The 15063-nt window shown below is 53.3% G+C and carries 11 protein-coding genes and 1 other annotated feature; of the genes, 2 read left to right on the forward strand and 9 right to left on the reverse strand.

The features are described 5' to 3' along the window. Window positions 1-159 precede the first annotated feature (159 nt). The 3 genes from C173_RS25895 to C173_RS25905 all read right to left on the reverse strand — a co-directional run bounded on the left by C173_RS25895 (window position 160) and on the right by C173_RS25905 (window position 5774). Window positions 160-1455, reverse strand: a complete 1296-nt coding sequence (locus tag C173_RS25895; RefSeq protein WP_051478440.1) for an Nramp family divalent metal transporter — start codon at window positions 1453-1455, stop codon at window positions 160-162. A gap of 629 nt (window positions 1456-2084) precedes the next feature. After that, window positions 2085-3791, reverse strand: a complete 1707-nt coding sequence (locus tag C173_RS25900; RefSeq protein WP_036730463.1) for a glutamine--tRNA ligase/YqeY domain fusion protein — start codon at window positions 3789-3791, stop codon at window positions 2085-2087. Between the two features lie 81 nt (window positions 3792-3872). Next, window positions 3873-4134 (reverse strand) — a binding site (T-box leader). 71 nt (window positions 4135-4205) lie between these two features. Continuing rightward, a complete protein-coding gene (locus C173_RS25905) occupies window positions 4206-5774 on the reverse strand; it encodes a tetratricopeptide repeat protein (protein ID WP_036730465.1) in 1569 nt (522 codons plus the stop codon). Between the two features lie 116 nt (window positions 5775-5890). Here C173_RS25905 and C173_RS25910 point away from each other — a divergent pair, with 116 nt between their 5' ends. Next, a complete protein-coding gene (locus C173_RS25910) occupies window positions 5891-7099 on the forward strand; it encodes an oxalate decarboxylase family bicupin (RefSeq protein WP_051478422.1) in 1209 nt (402 codons plus the stop codon). A gap of 110 nt (window positions 7100-7209) precedes the next feature. On the opposite strand, the gene C173_RS25915 is transcribed toward C173_RS25910, so the two are convergent. Continuing rightward, window positions 7210-8499: an arsenic transporter gene (locus C173_RS25915; protein ID WP_036730467.1), complete on the reverse strand. Its 1290-nt coding sequence runs from the start codon at window positions 8497-8499 to the stop codon at window positions 7210-7212. Between the two features lie 655 nt (window positions 8500-9154). Between C173_RS25915 and C173_RS25920 the strand changes: the two genes are divergently transcribed. Next, on the forward strand, window positions 9155-10225 hold the full coding sequence (locus C173_RS25920) for an LLM class flavin-dependent oxidoreductase (protein ID WP_081751344.1): 1071 nt from the start codon (window positions 9155-9157) through the stop codon (window positions 10223-10225). A gap of 125 nt (window positions 10226-10350) precedes the next feature. Here the strand turns inward: C173_RS25920 and C173_RS25925 are convergent, their stop codons facing one another. The 5 genes from C173_RS25925 to C173_RS25945 all read right to left on the reverse strand — a co-directional run bounded on the left by C173_RS25925 (window position 10351) and on the right by C173_RS25945 (window position 15047). After that, window positions 10351-10839 (reverse strand): cysteine hydrolase family protein, encoded by a 489-nt coding sequence (locus tag C173_RS25925; RefSeq protein WP_036730469.1) that lies wholly within the window; start codon window positions 10837-10839, stop codon window positions 10351-10353. A gap of 149 nt (window positions 10840-10988) precedes the next feature. Beyond that, window positions 10989-11843: a carbohydrate ABC transporter permease gene (locus C173_RS25930; protein ID WP_036730471.1), complete on the reverse strand. Its 855-nt coding sequence runs from the start codon at window positions 11841-11843 to the stop codon at window positions 10989-10991. A gap of 3 nt (window positions 11844-11846) precedes the next feature. Continuing rightward, window positions 11847-12818 carry a carbohydrate ABC transporter permease gene (locus C173_RS25935; RefSeq protein ID WP_036730473.1) on the reverse strand — a complete coding sequence of 324 codons (972 nt, stop codon included), beginning with the start codon at window positions 12816-12818 and terminating at the stop codon, window positions 11847-11849. 62 nt (window positions 12819-12880) lie between these two features. Beyond that, entirely contained in the window at window positions 12881-14305 is a 1425-nt protein-coding gene (locus C173_RS25940; protein WP_036730475.1) for an ABC transporter substrate-binding protein, read from the reverse strand. Window positions 14306-14492: 187 nt separating this feature from the next. Next, a complete protein-coding gene (locus C173_RS25945; protein ID WP_036730477.1) occupies window positions 14493-15047 on the reverse strand; it encodes a site-2 protease family protein in 555 nt (184 codons plus the stop codon). Between the last annotated feature and the right edge of the window lie 16 nt (window positions 15048-15063).

Below are 15063 nucleotides of genomic sequence, written 5' to 3' on the forward strand. Positions count from 1 at the left end.
GGCCGTGCAATGAATGGGATATACTGTTTAAAAACAGGGGAATTCTGTTTCGGGTCAGGCACATCACCTGTGATCAGCAGCGCCAGCAGCAAACAGAGCAGCGGCCCTCTTAGGAGGACCGCTGCTCTGTTACAATACACATGCTTCAAGTTCAATGCTTTACACAAACATCTCCACAACCAGGAACAGGTTCAGCGACACCACCAGGGCGGAGATGATCCAGCCGAGGATGGTGGTGATACGGTGGTTCACGAGTCCCTTCATAAGCTGGCGGTCGCTAGTGAAGATCACCAGCGGAATCAGGGCGAAGGCAATCCCGAAGGAGAGCACCACCTGGCTCATCACGAGTGCGCTGGTCGCGTTAATGCCGAAGGCGATGATCGTCAGCGGTGGGATGATCGTAATCGCCCGCCGGAGGTAGAGATTGATCTTTTTATTAATGAAGCCCTGCATGACCACATCACCGGCCATCGTGCCGACCGACGAGCTCGACAGACCTGCGATCAGCAGACCGAGGCCGAAGGAGATGGCTGTAACGGGTCCCGCCAGATTGCGGAACTGCTCGAAGGCGATATCGAGATCCTCAACGACCAGCCCATTCTTGAAAAAGAGTGCTGCTGCCACGATCACCATGGCCATATTCACCGCACCGGCAATCAGCATCGCGATCAGGATATCGATGAATTCCAGCCGGAAGATCTGCTTCTTCTCCCGTTCATCAATCCCGACGACCCGGCTCTGGGTCAGCGAGGAATGCAGATAAATCGCATGCGGCATCACCGTCGCGCCGAGAATCCCGGCCGCTAGCAGGATGCTGTCGACACCTTCGAATCTTGGGGTGAACATCCCGGTAAGGATACTGCCTGCATCCGGCTTCGCCATGATGACCTGGAACGCAAAGGCCAGCACAACAATCATCACCATTCCGGCAATGCCGGCCTCAAGAGTCCGATAGCCGCGCCGCTGAAGCTCCAGAATGGCGAATGACCCGACGGCGGTAATCAGGGCCGCCGGCAGCATCGGGATGCCGAACAGCAGATACAGTCCGAGCGCGGCCCCGATAAACTCGGCCAGATCGGTTGCGATAATGACCAATTCACTCTGAATCCAGAGGAAGATCGATACGCCCTTCGGGAATTTCTCCCGTGCGACCTCCGGAAGATTCTTGCCGGTGGCAATGCCCAGCTTGGCGGATAAGGATTGTATCAGTACAGCCATCAGATTCGAGGCAAAGATGACCCATAATAACAGGTAACCGTATTTCGAGCCTGCCGTAATATTAGTGGCAAAATTGCCGGGGTCCAGATAAGCTACGGAAGCTATAAAAGCCGGGCCCAGAAAAGGAAGAAGTCTCTTCAGTCCTTTGACATCTCCATTAAGCACGGATTGTGCCGAATGTGTATTGATATGACCTTTTAGTATAGGGGATGATTCTACTGCGGTATTTTGCTCCATCATGTTCTGTCCTCCTCTTGCCCGGAAAAAGTTGTCTATACACACGAAAGTTTCCCTGGTGCAACATTTGATCTGGTTTTATTATAATCCTCAAGTTGAGAATTGTAAATGTATTTTCATTGGGTTTTCATGTAATGCCTGAGCTAATGCCCGCGCGCGCTACCAATCCTCCACCCATATTATGTAAAGGCACGCGATAAAGTGAGGCTCATAACCTTATGTTATTACCCGCTCCCATTATCGAGTTGACTCCTCTGCCGGGGGTGATTGTACTTTGTGCAGTAGATTACACAATAATTTGCGATAAAACTCACTCTGTTGTATTTCATACATTTGATTTTCGGGTTTTTGTTTTCAAAGGCCATTTTCCCAATAATCTCCTGTATAAACTACAATAGAAGCTGCTTTTTGGACGATTACAATGAAATCTAATGTAGAAAGTACAGCCAACGCTTTACTCCCAGTCCGATATTTCTCCCACTTGTCGACCATTAGCCTGGCAGACGCATACGCAAATCAGCGATCCTCCAGTAACAGGAGCACCGCTGCTTGTGTAACATTCTAAACTTTTTAAGAAGTTAGCCTGGCATAGCCCGCACAACCCGCCAAATTCTAGATTCATCCACTACTTATTCGCTGCTGCTTACGTGTCCTGCGTTGCCCCTCCAGGTGTCCTTAAGCGGGACGATTCTGTTGAACACCAGCTTCTGAGCTGTGCTATGCTTGCTGTCGATGCAGAAATAGCCGTGACGCAGGAACTGGTAGGTATCCCCGGGCTGAGGGTTGCCCGCAAGCGGCTCCAGCAGGCAATCTGTAAGCAGGGTTACGGAACCCGGATTGATGTATTCCTCCCAGCTCTCTCCTTCCTCCTTCGGCCCGTTGTTATCCGTCAGCAGCTGCTCATACAGGTATACGTCACTCTTCAGCGCATGAGCAGCCGAGACCCATTGCACAGTCCCCTTCACCTTCCGGCCGCTTAGAGGGCCGCCGCTGCGGGTCTCCGGATCGTAGGTGCAGCGCAGCTCCAGAACCTCCCCCGTCTGAGCGTCCTTAATCACCTCGCTGCAGCGGATAATATAACCGCCCTTAAGCCGCACCTCGCCGCCTGGAACCAGTCTGCGGAAGCCCTTCACAAGCACCTCCATGAAATCGGCCCGCTCGATGTAGAGCGTGCCGGAGAACGGTACTTCTCTTGAACCCAGCTCGGCATTCTCAGGGTTGTTAGGGATCGGAAGCAGCTCAGAGGCCTCGGCGGCGTAATTGGTAAGCACGACCTTCAGCGGGTCCAGTACCGCCATGACCGCCGGCACCTTCGCCTTCAGGTCCTGTCTCAGGCAATGCTCCAGCAGCGAGAAATCCACCATCGCCGTATTGCGGACCATGCCGATCTCCCGCACGAAGGCCTCGATGCTCTCCGGCGTGAATCCCCGTCTGCGCAGCCCGCTGAGCGTAGGCAGGCGCGGATCATCCCAGCCGTCCACGAAGCCTCCGGCTACCAGTGCCCGGAGATGCCGCTTGCTTGTAACCACTCCGGTCAGGTTCACCCGGCCGAATTCCCTCTGTCTCGGCGGTTCCGGGGTGTCCAGCTCGTTCAGCACCCATTCGTACAGCGGCCGGTGATCCTTGAACTCGATCGAGCAGAGCGAATGCGTCACCCCTTCCAGCGCATCCTGAATCGGATGGGCGAAATCATACATCGGGTAGATGCACCAGGCAATGCCCGTGCGGTAATGCGCGGCATGAATAATCCGGTACAGCACCGGATCTCGCAAATTCATGTTCGGCGAGGCCATGTCGATCTTGGCCCGCAGCACTTTAGCGCCGTTCGGATAGCTCCCCGCACGCATCTCCCGGAACAGCCGCAGATTCTCCTCCGGCGTTCGGCTGCGGTAAGGACTGTCCTTCCCCGGCTCGGTTAAGGTCCCCCGGTAAGCCGTTACCTCTGCTGCCATCATATCACAGACATAGGCTTTCCCCTTCAGAATGAGCGTCTCTGCTTTGCGGTAGATCTCCTCCGAATAATCAGAGCCGTAGTAGATGTGTTCCCCCGGACTGCAGCCCAGCCATTCAAGGTCACGGATGATCGCTTCCACATACTCCTTATCCTCTTTGAGCGGGTTGGTATCATCGAAGCGCAGATGGAAGCGTCCGCCGTATTTACGGGCGATTTCCACATTCGTATGGATGGCAAAAGCACTCCCGATATGCAGATAGCCATTGGGCTCCGGCGGAAACCGGGTGCAAATCTCCCGGCTAAAGACTCCCGTCTCCACATCTTCTCTAATCAGCTTATCCATATAATTCTCCGGCAGAGCCGGTCCATTATTCTCTGTCATTCCAATCTCCTCCTGTTCATGGGTGGTACGCCGCCTTATCTGGATACAACAAAAAAGAACCTCACCTCCAAGACCCTAAGTCTTGGGGACGAAATTCTCGCGGTACCACCCCAGGTTCATTAATATGTCACCATATTAATCTCATCAAGTACGGCGCTGCCGTCCGGCAGGCTTATACTCTAGCTCTGTAACAGGAGCTCCTGTCGTACCATCCCCGGCTGCTGCCTGGTTCCGGTAAGCCGCTCAGAGGCTTGTTTCCATCCAGTCTTCCCTGCTCCTTCACACCAGCCGGAGCTCTCTGTGAGGGAAGAAATGAATGTACTCTTCTCGTCATCGCGTTTGCGTTATTGGATACAGAATAACAAAACTCACAACGGGTGTAAAGGGCTGCACCGGACTGCCGGGAGCAGCAGCCTAAGCCTCTGCCGGGTCCTGGCTTAGCGCCGCGAGCAGCTCCAGCGCTTCCTCATGCTCCGGCTCAATCAGCAGCGATCTGCGCGTATAATCCAGCGCCGCCTCATCATCCTCCTGCTCGTAGCTGCAGATCGCCAGGCAGTACAGCACGGTAATTACCGGCTCCTCCTCACTGGACTGGAGCGAATGCTCCAGGAAGCGGCGGGATTCCCCGTACTGCTCCATCTCGAACAGCAGCAGGCCGCAGTCCAGCGCCAGATCATACTTCTGCGGCATCGGGTAGAAGCCCCGCCACATCCGGTCGATCCCCCGCTGAAGGTCCAGCAGCTCCTCGTCGCTGGCTTCCGGCAGCAGCGCAGAGATCCGCTCAGCACTCTGAATGAACAGCTCCGCGTCATATCTCCCCAGCCGCCAGAAGGCCAGGATCTGCTGCATGCCGATGGTGTCGTAATTCTTGTCGATCCACACCTTCAGGCTGAAGAAATCATCCGGTCCGAACCGCTCGACAAACCGCCGGTAGGCCAGCCGGGTATGCGGATGCAGCATCGGCTCCTCCAGCATCAGGATGCAGCCCACATTGAGATTTTTATAATGATGCTGCGTGAACTGGGATTGTGCGCCCTTCCGTTCAAAATAATGCACCAGCGCATGATAATTCGCTGTAAGCGAGATGCTTCCGTGATGAATCAGCTTCGGCGGCTCGGCGAACTCCCAGTTCTCCAGACGGTGGTCTCCCTTATCGGCAGTGAGCAGCAGGAAGCTTCCCCGGGAGAGTGCACCCAGACGCTCCATACAGGACAGGGCTGCCTCCGGGAACAACACATGTGAATCCTCCAGCTTGTCCAGATAGAACGAGATCACTTCATGATAAGGATACGAGCTGTCCTCATAGCCCGCTGCACGCTTGTAATGGTATTCCGGCACCAGATCACGGAGCACCTCGGACGGCCCCATGGTAGCGGACTGCTCCGGATATTTCAGCGAGACCTCACATTCATAGATCTTGCCTTCATCCACATAGAGCAGCTCCTGCGGGATACTGTCGAAGAAGTAGTTGGCGATCACCATCAGCGGCTGCCCCAGCTCCCCTGGCTTAATTACCAATCCGCTCTGCGTTAAGGACAGCTCCGTATCCCGGACCGCATCGAAGCGGGCAAAGTCCAGCATTCCCTGTTCTACAAAAGGCTTCAGCCCCTCATGCTGCTGCCAGCCCTCAATGTTCTTCCACGGCAAATCGCTCATCACATAGCGGAACGGCGGCAGCGGCACGCCCGCATACTGGATCAGCTCACACAGCTGCTGCAGTACATGGAACGCCAGACGCCCCACTCCTGCGCCCAGCTCCAGTACCACTACCGGCTCTGTAATGAATCCCTTCTGCGCACGGTCCTGAAGAAAGCCGAAGATGATCTCCGCATACGCTGTTCCAATCATCGGATTGCTTGTAATATACTGCGGAACCTGGTCGTTGGCCCAAGCCTGGAGACCCAGCTGTTCATAATAGGTGCGCTGCAATTCCCATATAGGCGCTTCGCTGAAGCGGTAGCGTTCTTGTCCACTTAATGTCATTGGTTCTAACCCTGCTCTCTGATTATCGTACGGATCTTTGTCCGGTAGTCAAATATTATCACATTTGCGCATATATTTTCTTGAAATGCTGTGCGTTCCAGAAAGGAGCCTATGTGATGAATCCTGAGCATCCCCGTTCTCCAGGCCAGTCCGTCATTCCCCAGCCCATACGCAGTGACGGTGCAGGCAATATCGACCTGGGTCCACGTGACATCATGCGCGACCGGGAGAATCCCGACATGTTCGTTCCTCCGGTCACGGACAACGGGCTGATCCCGAATCTGAAGTTCTCGTTCTCCGACGCCCACATGCAGCTGAATCATGGCGGCTGGTCCCGTGAGGTGACAGTCAGGGAGCTGCCGGTAGCCACTACGCTTGCGGGCGTAAATATGAGCCTGACGCCGGGCGGCGTACGTGAGCTGCACTGGCATCAGCAGGCAGAATGGTCCTACATGCTGCTGGGCAGCGCAAGGATTACAGCTGTGGACCAGAATGGCCGCAACTTCATCGCCGATGTCGGCCCCGGCGATCTGTGGTATTTCCCTCCAGGCATCCCGCATTCCATTCAGGGTCTGGCCGAGGGATGTGAATTCCTGCTTGTGTTCGACGACGGAGGCTTCTCGGATCTGAACACCCTGTCCATCTCCGACTGGTTCGCCCATACGCCGCGTGAAGTCCTGTCCGCGAACTTCGGTGTACCTGAATCCGCCTTCGCCTATCTTCCCAAGGAGCAGGTGTACATCTATCAGGACCAGGTGCCAGGTCCAATTGCGAGCCAGCGGATCGAATCGCCTTACGGGGAGATTCCGCTGAGCTTCAAGCATCGGCTGATGGCCCAGCCGCCGCTCAAGACCCCGGGAGGCAGTGTGCGGATTGTCGACTCCAGCAATTTCCCCGTCTCACGGAATATCGCCGCAGCCCTGGTAGAGATTGAGCCTGGGGCGATGCGGGAGCTGCACTGGCATCCGAACAATGACGAGTGGCAGTATTACCTCAGCGGGCAAGGACGAATGACCGTCTTCGGAGGCAACGGCGATGCGCGCACTTTCAATGTAAGGGCCGGGGATGTCGGCTATGTGCCTTTTGCCCAGGGGCATTATGTTCAGAATACCGGCACAGAGACGCTCTGGTTCCTGGAAATGTTCAAGAGCGACCGGTTCGCCGACGTCTCCCTCAACCAGTGGATGGCGCTCACGCCACAGGAGCTGGTCAGCAGCAATCTTCATGCCGGGCCGGAGCTGATGAACGCCCTGCGCAAGGTGAAATGGCCTGTGGTGAAGTACCCGGAGCAGCAGGAGCAGGGACAGGGAAAGAAGAAGGAATGATCTGCCTTAGATGTCGAAAAAAGAGCGGTCAGACTAGGTCTGCACCGCTCCTTCTATATTATGAATTGCAAACGGGATCGTGGCCCCCGGTTCGATTACCAGGTCTCTGATTAGAGCCACTTCAGCTCCAAATATAGACCGAGCAACGTGATGAACAGTGTGGGAACCGTCAGGATAATCCCTATTTTGAAATAGGAGCCCCAGGAGATCTTCACACCCTTGCCGGACAGCACGTGCAGCCACAGCAGCGTGGCCAGTGAACCAATCGGTGTAATCTTCGGACCCAGATCCGAACCGATAACATTGGCGTAGATCAGAGCCTCCTTCACCAGACCCGCGGCATGTGCCGTATCAATGGCCAGCGCCCCGATCAGCACGGTCGGCAAATTATTCATCACCGAGGAGAGCAGCGCGGCCAGGAAGCCCATCCCCATCGTGGCTGCGAACAGCCCGTGCTTCGCAATTTCGCTGATCATCTCTGCGAGCACATCCGTCAGTCCCGCATTACGCAGGCCATACACCACTACGTACATGCCAATGGAGAAGAAAACAATCGCCCAAGGCGCCCCCTTGACCACTTCCATCGTCTTCACGTAAGGACTTCTGCGGGCCATCAGCAGGAAACAGATTGCGATCACTCCCGCTACCACGGATACCGGAATGTCCAGGAATTCACTGACGAAATATCCGGCTACCAGAAGCGCGAGTACGAACCAGGATAGCCGGAACATCCGCTGGTCCTTAATGGCATCCCCCGGAAGCTTCATTCCGGTGGTGTCATACTCCTTCGGAATGCTGCGGCGGAAGTAGAGATATAAGACCAGAATGCTTGCTCCAAGCGAGAACAAGGTAGGCAGCCACATGTGTCCTGCATACTGCATGAAGGTGATGCCGAAGAAATCGGCAGAGACAATATTCACCAGATTGCTGACGGTCAGCGGCAGCGAGGTGGTATCGGCAATGAAGCCGCTGGCAATAATAAAAGGAAAGACTTTGCGCTCGTCCAGATTCAGCGCCCGGACCATCGCCAGCACAATCGGTGTCAGAATCAGTGCTGCCCCGTCATTGGCGAACAGCATCGCCACGACTGCACCCAGTACAATCACATAGATGAACATCAGCGTGCCGTTGCCGCGTGCCGCCGCCGCCATATGCAGCGCCGCCCACTCGAAGAAACCGACACGATCGAGAATTAAGGAAATTAGAATAATCGCTACAAAGGCAAGCGTTGCATTCCATACAATCAGCGTCACATCACGGACATCCCCGAAGCTGACCACTCCTGCCGCAAGCGCGAGAATCGCCCCGCCGCAGGCGGACCAGCCAATTGATAAATTCCGCGGCTGCCAGATCACAAAAACCAAAGTCACAACAAAAATCAGGCAGGCTATCACAACCATAATTCAGCCCCCCATTTGATCTGCAGCATTCCCTGATGCACTCCTTACAGTAGATATAAATATAAGCCAATTTATATATACTAAAGCAGCCTCATCCGAAGTACAAGATAAAAATTACTGGAAGGTTCACCTGCGTAATGCAAACCTATTCAGAAACATTGCCGCCCGACCGGCAGCCGTCTGCTGCAATAATATTTATATGCTTAAGTACTAAGTGTATGTATGAATACATAGGCTGGATTATGGGGAACGAAGCAGCTTCTTGGAGAGGAGATGCAGGTCCGTAAAGAGCCATCCTTGTTTCGGGATCGGAGGTTCGGACTACCATGAGTACAGACCAGCTCATCGCACTGCTCGTTCTTGTTATTATGATTGTACAGCTTGCCGTCAAGAAGGATAAATCCTGAATCCTGAAGACAGCAGGCCGCCAAAGAGGCCGGGGCAACCCGGTCTCTTTGGCGTGAGAACAAGTATGGACCGCACCCTCGTACGTGCCCAATGTGTTAGGTTTTTCGCCTACATTGGTTGTCATGCTAATCACGGAGTCTTCCGTATACAATAATAAAAAAACAAAAATCGCTTTTTTCACTTACTAAAGTTGAGAAACATTAAAAAGTATAGTAGAATGATGACATGAAGAAAGGGGCGGATGAACATGGCCGATGAGAAGAAGATTATGGAAATAGGGATAAGCACGTTTTTGGAGACTACACCTGACCCGGTGACGGGGCAGACGATCAGCCATGCAGAACGGCTGCGGGAAGCTGTCGAGGAGATTGTGCTCGCTGACCAAGTGGGCCTGGACGTATATGGAATAGGTGAGCATCACCGTAAGGATTATGCAGGGAGTGCCCCGGCTGTAGTCCTCGCCGCAGCGGCAGCGACAACCAAGCGGATCAGACTGACCAGTGCGGTCAGCGTCTTGTCTTCGGATGACCCGGTGCGGGTCTATCAGGCGTTCGCTACGCTGGACGGCCTCTCGAACGGCCGGGCAGAGATTATGGCCGGACGCGGTTCCTTCACTGAGTCCTTCCCGCTGTTCGGTTACAGTCTGGAGGATTACGATGAATTGTTCGAGGAGAATCTGGAGCTGCTGCTGGCGATCCGCGCCTCCGAGAAGGTCACTTGGCGCGGTGGGCACCGTCCGGCTATAAATAATCTGCCGGTCTATCCCCGTGCCGTTCAGGACCCGCTTCCGGTCTGGATCGCCAGCGGCGGTAATCCTGAATCCGCTGTACGGGCTGGAACCCTTGGTCTGCCTATCGCCTTCGCGATTATCGGCGGAATGCCGGAGCGGTTCGCTCCGCTAGTGAACTTGTACAAGGAGGCCGCAGCACGCGCCGGACATAATCCGGACAAACTGCAGATCGCCACACACTCCCACGGCTTCGTAGGTGAAACTAACGAACAGGCTGCGGCCTTGTTCTACCCGTCCACCCAAGCACAGATGAATGTCATCGGCCGCGAACGGGGCTGGGGCGGAACCTACAACCGCGCAGCCTTCGACGATGCCCGCAGCTTACGCGGAGCACTCTATGTCGGTGACGCAGAGTATGTCGCCGAGAAGATCATTCTGCTGCGTAAGAATCTCGGCGTAACCCGGTTCTTCTTGCATGTGAATGTCGGCTACATGCCGCACCGCGAGGTCCTGCGTGCCATCGAGCTGCTAGGCACCAAGGTTGCCCCTATTGTGCATGCGGAGTTAGCCCGTACTGAGGGGAAATAACTGCACGCAAGCACAGCAAAGCATACCAAAAACACCTCAAGGCCCATTCGGCGCCGGAGGTGTTTTTTTGACGTCATCTGAAACTTTATATCTTATCTTCGTATCGTCCGGCGTTCCTTCTCCAGCTAAGATTGCACCAGGGCCTGAATCACAGGATACGAAACCAGATTCCGGTCCCTGTACGCCGCCGTGATTACATCCTGATGAGAGCTTAGAATCCCATTTTGCAGCAGCACCGCCTTGATTCCCCTTTCGGCAGCCCCGTTATAGGTGAACAGAACGCAATGCTCGGCGGCATAGCCGGAGAGAATCAGCAGATCGATGCCTTGCTCCCGCACAAGCTTTTCCAGATCCGTCTTCCAAAAGGCATTCGAGTATTCCTTCTTCACGTTGAAATCCGTCTCCTGAATCTCAATTCCGGGGATGATCGCGAACTTCGCTTTCTGAGAGGGCTGCATCCCTTCAATGTCCTGAATATGAATCACGGCATGGCCCTTGGCCCGCAGCAGCCCGGATACATAATTGATATACTCGCAGGCGCGGTCAATCTCCTTCTGCTCCACCCCGCTGACATGGACCTCTTGCAGATCAATAATTAACAGTCCGATTTTCACTCCTGCTTCCCCCTATCCGCTGATCCTTCCACCTTACCTGATGCCGGATGTTCATTCAACCGGCCGTACACAAAAAACTGCAGTAGAATGATCCACCGGAATGGACCTTCTCTGCAGTATGGTTTGTCTTCACAGCTATCCTGATCCGGTTATTCTTTGACTCCGCCCAATGCTACACCTGCGATAATATAACGGGACAGCAGGAAGTAGACTACGAACAGCGGCAATGCGGTCAGCGCCAGCCCCATATAGATGGAGCCGAATTCCGTCTTGTAGATGTCCCCGCGCAATAAGCTGACCATGATAGGCATCGTATATTTCTCCTTCTGAGTAAGGAGGATTAACGGCATGAACAAGTTGTTCCAGTTGGCTACAAAAGCAAAAATGGCTTGTGTCGCAATGGCCGGCATCATCAGTGGCATAATAATCCGGTTAAAGGTACGGAACTCGCCAGATCCGTCTACACGGGCTGCCTCTACGATCTCAATGGATAGTGTAGCAAGCAGGTATTGACGCATGAAGAATACCACTGCAGGCGCTGCAATGGCCGGCAAGATCAGTGGAAGGAAGTTGTTGGTCCAGTGCAGCTTATACATGAATTGATAGAAGCCGATCGCACTGGCTTGGGAAGGAATCATCATCACGCACATAATGAAGGTGAAGAACGCGCCCCGCAGCTTCCAGCTGTAGGTTACCAGTCCGTAAGCAGCCAGTGAGGAGAAGTAGACCGTACAGAGTGTTGCACCGCTGGCAATAATGAAGGAGTTCATGAAGCCTTGCAGTGGATCAAAGCTCTTGTCGAGCAGCACCTTCAGATTGCCCATCATGTGGCTCGAAGGGAGCAAGGAAAGTCCGCTCTGAATCTCCGGTGTAGAGCGTGTAGCGTTCACGAACATAATCCAGAACGGCAAAATGCTGAGTACTGCCAAAGCGATGCAAACCACGTAGATAATCGTCTTGTTGACAGTTTGGGTGACTTTACTGCTTTCCCGATTCTTCTCCATGGATTACACCTCCCTAGCCGCTGCCTGGGCAGCATTTCTGTGTGTTTGTTTTTGGATCTTCTTCAACTTGGCTGCGTCCCGGTCACGCATCACGTAGAACAGGAGGCCGGACAGTACAGCAGAAATCAGGAACATGATCATACTCGCGGCTGCAGCACGGTTATACATGTAGCTGCCCTTGAACGCCTGCCCGTAGATGAACATGGACGTAGTAAGCGTAGAGTCATCCGGTCCGCCCGCCAAGAATAATTGCGGAATATCGAACATGGTCAGACCGCCGACCATTGAGGTAATCAGGGTGAACAGCAGGATGGTACGCAGACTCGGCAGGGTGATCCGGAAGAAGGTCTGGAACCCGTTCGCGCCGTCAATCGCCGCCGACTCGAACAGCGCCGGGTTAATCCCCATTACGCCTGCAATCAGGACGATCATCGTGTTCCCGTACCACATCCAGAACTGGATGAAAGCGATAATGCCGCGGGCTGTCGTCTTATCCTGCAGGAAGAAGATTGGAGAATCACTCCATCCCAGCATCTGAAACAGGCTGTTGACCGGACCCATGGGATATGCGAACAATGTACTGAACAGCACGGCAATCGTACTTGCAGTGATGATATTCGGCATATAGAGCAGAACCTTGAACAAGCCTTGTCCTTTGACGTTCAGACGCTTGTTCGTGAACCAGGCGGTCAGCAAAAGCGCAAGGGCCATCTGCGGAATAAAGTTGGTAATCCACAGGAGGAAGGTATTGATCAGGGACTTGCGGAATGAAACATTATCGAACAGGAGATCCTTGAAGTTCTGGAACGGGTTATCAAGGATATGTATAGGCTTCGGAATGAGCCCCTTCATATCCGTGAACCCGATGACTGCTGTATACAGAATCGGGTACAGCGAAAAAATCAGAAAGGCAAGTACAAATGGAAAAGTAAAGATATAGCCGAATTTCGCATAGCTGACATCCTTGCGGCGCATGCTCTCACCTCTTTAGTTGATTATAGGGGCGGGGATAATCCCCCGCCCCCTTCGAATTCCTCTTATTCGCTTTCAATACCCAATTGGTCTTTGACTTGCGACTTGAAGGTTTCGATTGCTTTTTCCTTGGTCTTATTGCCTGCAGTGTACTCACGTACCTGTTCGCGCCAGGCTTTGTTAATCGTTTCATCGAATTGGGTCAGGTTCTTACCTGAAGCATTCGCGTTGGCCGGAACGAAGACGTCGAACATGTTCTGTCCGCCGAGCAATGGAACTTCACCATTGGACTTGGACATCACCACAGAGGAAGCTACGCTATCCTTCGTGCCTTGTTCGCCCGCTTTCATCGTACCGTTAGCCCAGTAATACTGAAGGCCCGTCTCAGAACTGTCGAGTGTAACCCATTTAACGAAGTCTGCAACGGCTTGCTTCTTCGCTTCATCCTTGGTTACTTCGGCATTGGCCAAGAGCCAAGTACCGCCCCAGAAGAAGCCAGTGGTCGGTTCAGTTACAGCCCAGTCGCCATTGGTATCCTTCACCTGACCGTTCATCACATAGTTGATGAGCCAAGCCGGACCGAAGAATCCGAAGATAGGTTGAGCGCCTGCACCGGACATATCGGCATACCATGCTTCTGTCCAGTCTGTTGTATCGTTATGATAGCCGTTGTCTTTCAGCTTCTTGGAGAGATCCATGAATTCTTCACGCTTCGGATCGATGTGCAGCTTACCGTCCACAATCCAGCCCTTGTCCGAGCTATTCTCGATCGGGTGCCAGATATCGCCGTCGCCGGATACGATACCATAGCCTTTAGCCTTCAGCTTCTTCGCTGCATCGAAGAATTTATCCCAGCCGGGCCCAACCTCTGTTTTGATCTTAGCCGGATCATCGGTTCCGAAGACATCCTTGGCAATGGAGCGGCGATAGATGAAGGCACCGCCTGTAGCCTGGTAACCGAGGCCTTTCAGATGACCGTCAAGGCTGCTGCCGATATCTACAGAATACTGGGCGATGCCAGCATCTTTTACCATTTGATCATCAAGTCCGAGGTCTGCATAATTTGCAGCATAGGTGGATGCATCGCCTTGCGTGTATTTAAGTACAAATGCGGATTCCGCTGCGTAAATATCCGGGGCATCCTTCCCGCCGCCTGCCAGCGCCTGGTCAAGTGCAGGCTGATAAGCACCGTCTGTAGTTGCAATTACCGTAGTTTTGAATTCCACATTCGCATCAGGATGCGCTTCCATATACTTCTTGGTCATGTTCGGAATTTCGTCGGTGAAGCTCCACAGATTGATCGTTACCTTCTCACCGCTACCCGCTTCCGGAGCTTTGGTTGCCTCTGCAGCATTCGATGCGGCCGGAGCCGTTGTCGCGGCTGCGCCGGATGAGCTGGAATCCGAATTCCCGCCGCCGCATCCTGCCAGAGCAGATGACATCACGAGTACTGTTGAGAGCCCCGTTAAAACACGCTTCATACTTTTCATACTTTGCCTCCCCTTTTATATTCATCCTCGGTTTTTTGTAACCGCCTTCATATTATAGTGCTTGTCTCTCCCCCGCATAAGGAACCCCTCATTGGGAAAAATACCACTATTTATGGGTTCTGCTCTAAAAAGTACAAAAAAGACGCCTGGGCTATAGGCCGAAGCGTCTTAACACGCAGGAGAAGAATCAATCGTGATGGATCTCTCTACTCTTAATGATTCTTGCCAGAAGCAGGCCGTCGCTAAAATAGTATGCCTCATTCCTGGCAATGATAGATGGATATAGGCTGACTACAATGGTCCAGCCGTTCAAAACGAGGAAGATCAGCGGAAGGAAATAGTTATCTGCATTGCCGATTCCCATTGTAATATAAGCCAAAGACACTGCAGCAAGCTGGAACAGTACCCCGCCAAGAGCAAATATGGAAGAACGCAGCCTGCTGACCTTGTCACTGCTCCCCATAAGCGTTAACCCGCCGAAGCCATAGCAGAAAATAAATAAAGTTCCGCAAAAAGATACACGCCAGAACGGCTTTCGTTCTCCAATGGTTACTAATGGTACAGGATAGCCCACGAGTTTCCCAGCCAAATAATGCCCAAGTTCATGAATCAATGTGACCAGATATTTTAACAATGTCACCATAACCGTAAGGAACACCGCATTCACCACTGACGGCTCCTTAATGGATAACAGGAGAATAAAGACGATAAACAGCATCACATATGCAAATGTCCGATTCAAGCAGAACCCTGCCTTT

The sequence above is a fragment of the Paenibacillus sp. FSL R7-277 genome, assembly GCF_000517965.1.
In the GTDB taxonomy this organism is placed as follows: Bacteria; Bacillota; Bacilli; order Paenibacillales; family Paenibacillaceae; genus Paenibacillus_AQ; species Paenibacillus_AQ silagei.

Excerpts from the sequence above, each read along its gene's own strand:
- C173_RS25895 (WP_051478440.1), bottom strand. The coding sequence starts at position 1,455 with ATGGAGCAAAATACCGCAGTAGAATCATCCCCTATACTAAAAGGTCAT.
- C173_RS25900 (WP_036730463.1), bottom strand. The coding sequence starts at position 3,791 with ATGACAGAGAATAATGGACCGGCTCTGCCGGAGAATTATATGGATAAG.
- C173_RS25905 (WP_036730465.1), bottom strand. The coding sequence starts at position 5,774 with ATGACATTAAGTGGACAAGAACGCTACCGCTTCAGCGAAGCGCCTATA.
- C173_RS25910 (WP_051478422.1), top strand. The coding sequence starts at position 5,891 with ATGAATCCTGAGCATCCCCGTTCTCCAGGCCAGTCCGTCATTCCCCAG.
- C173_RS25915 (WP_036730467.1), bottom strand. The coding sequence starts at position 8,499 with ATGGTTGTGATAGCCTGCCTGATTTTTGTTGTGACTTTGGTTTTTGTG.
- C173_RS25920 (WP_081751344.1), top strand. The coding sequence starts at position 9,155 with ATGGCCGATGAGAAGAAGATTATGGAAATAGGGATAAGCACGTTTTTG.
- C173_RS25930 (WP_036730471.1), bottom strand. The coding sequence starts at position 11,843 with ATGGAGAAGAATCGGGAAAGCAGTAAAGTCACCCAAACTGTCAACAAG.
- C173_RS25935 (WP_036730473.1), bottom strand. The coding sequence starts at position 12,818 with ATGCGCCGCAAGGATGTCAGCTATGCGAAATTCGGCTATATCTTTACT.
- C173_RS25940 (WP_036730475.1), bottom strand. The coding sequence starts at position 14,305 with ATGAAAAGTATGAAGCGTGTTTTAACGGGGCTCTCAACAGTACTCGTG.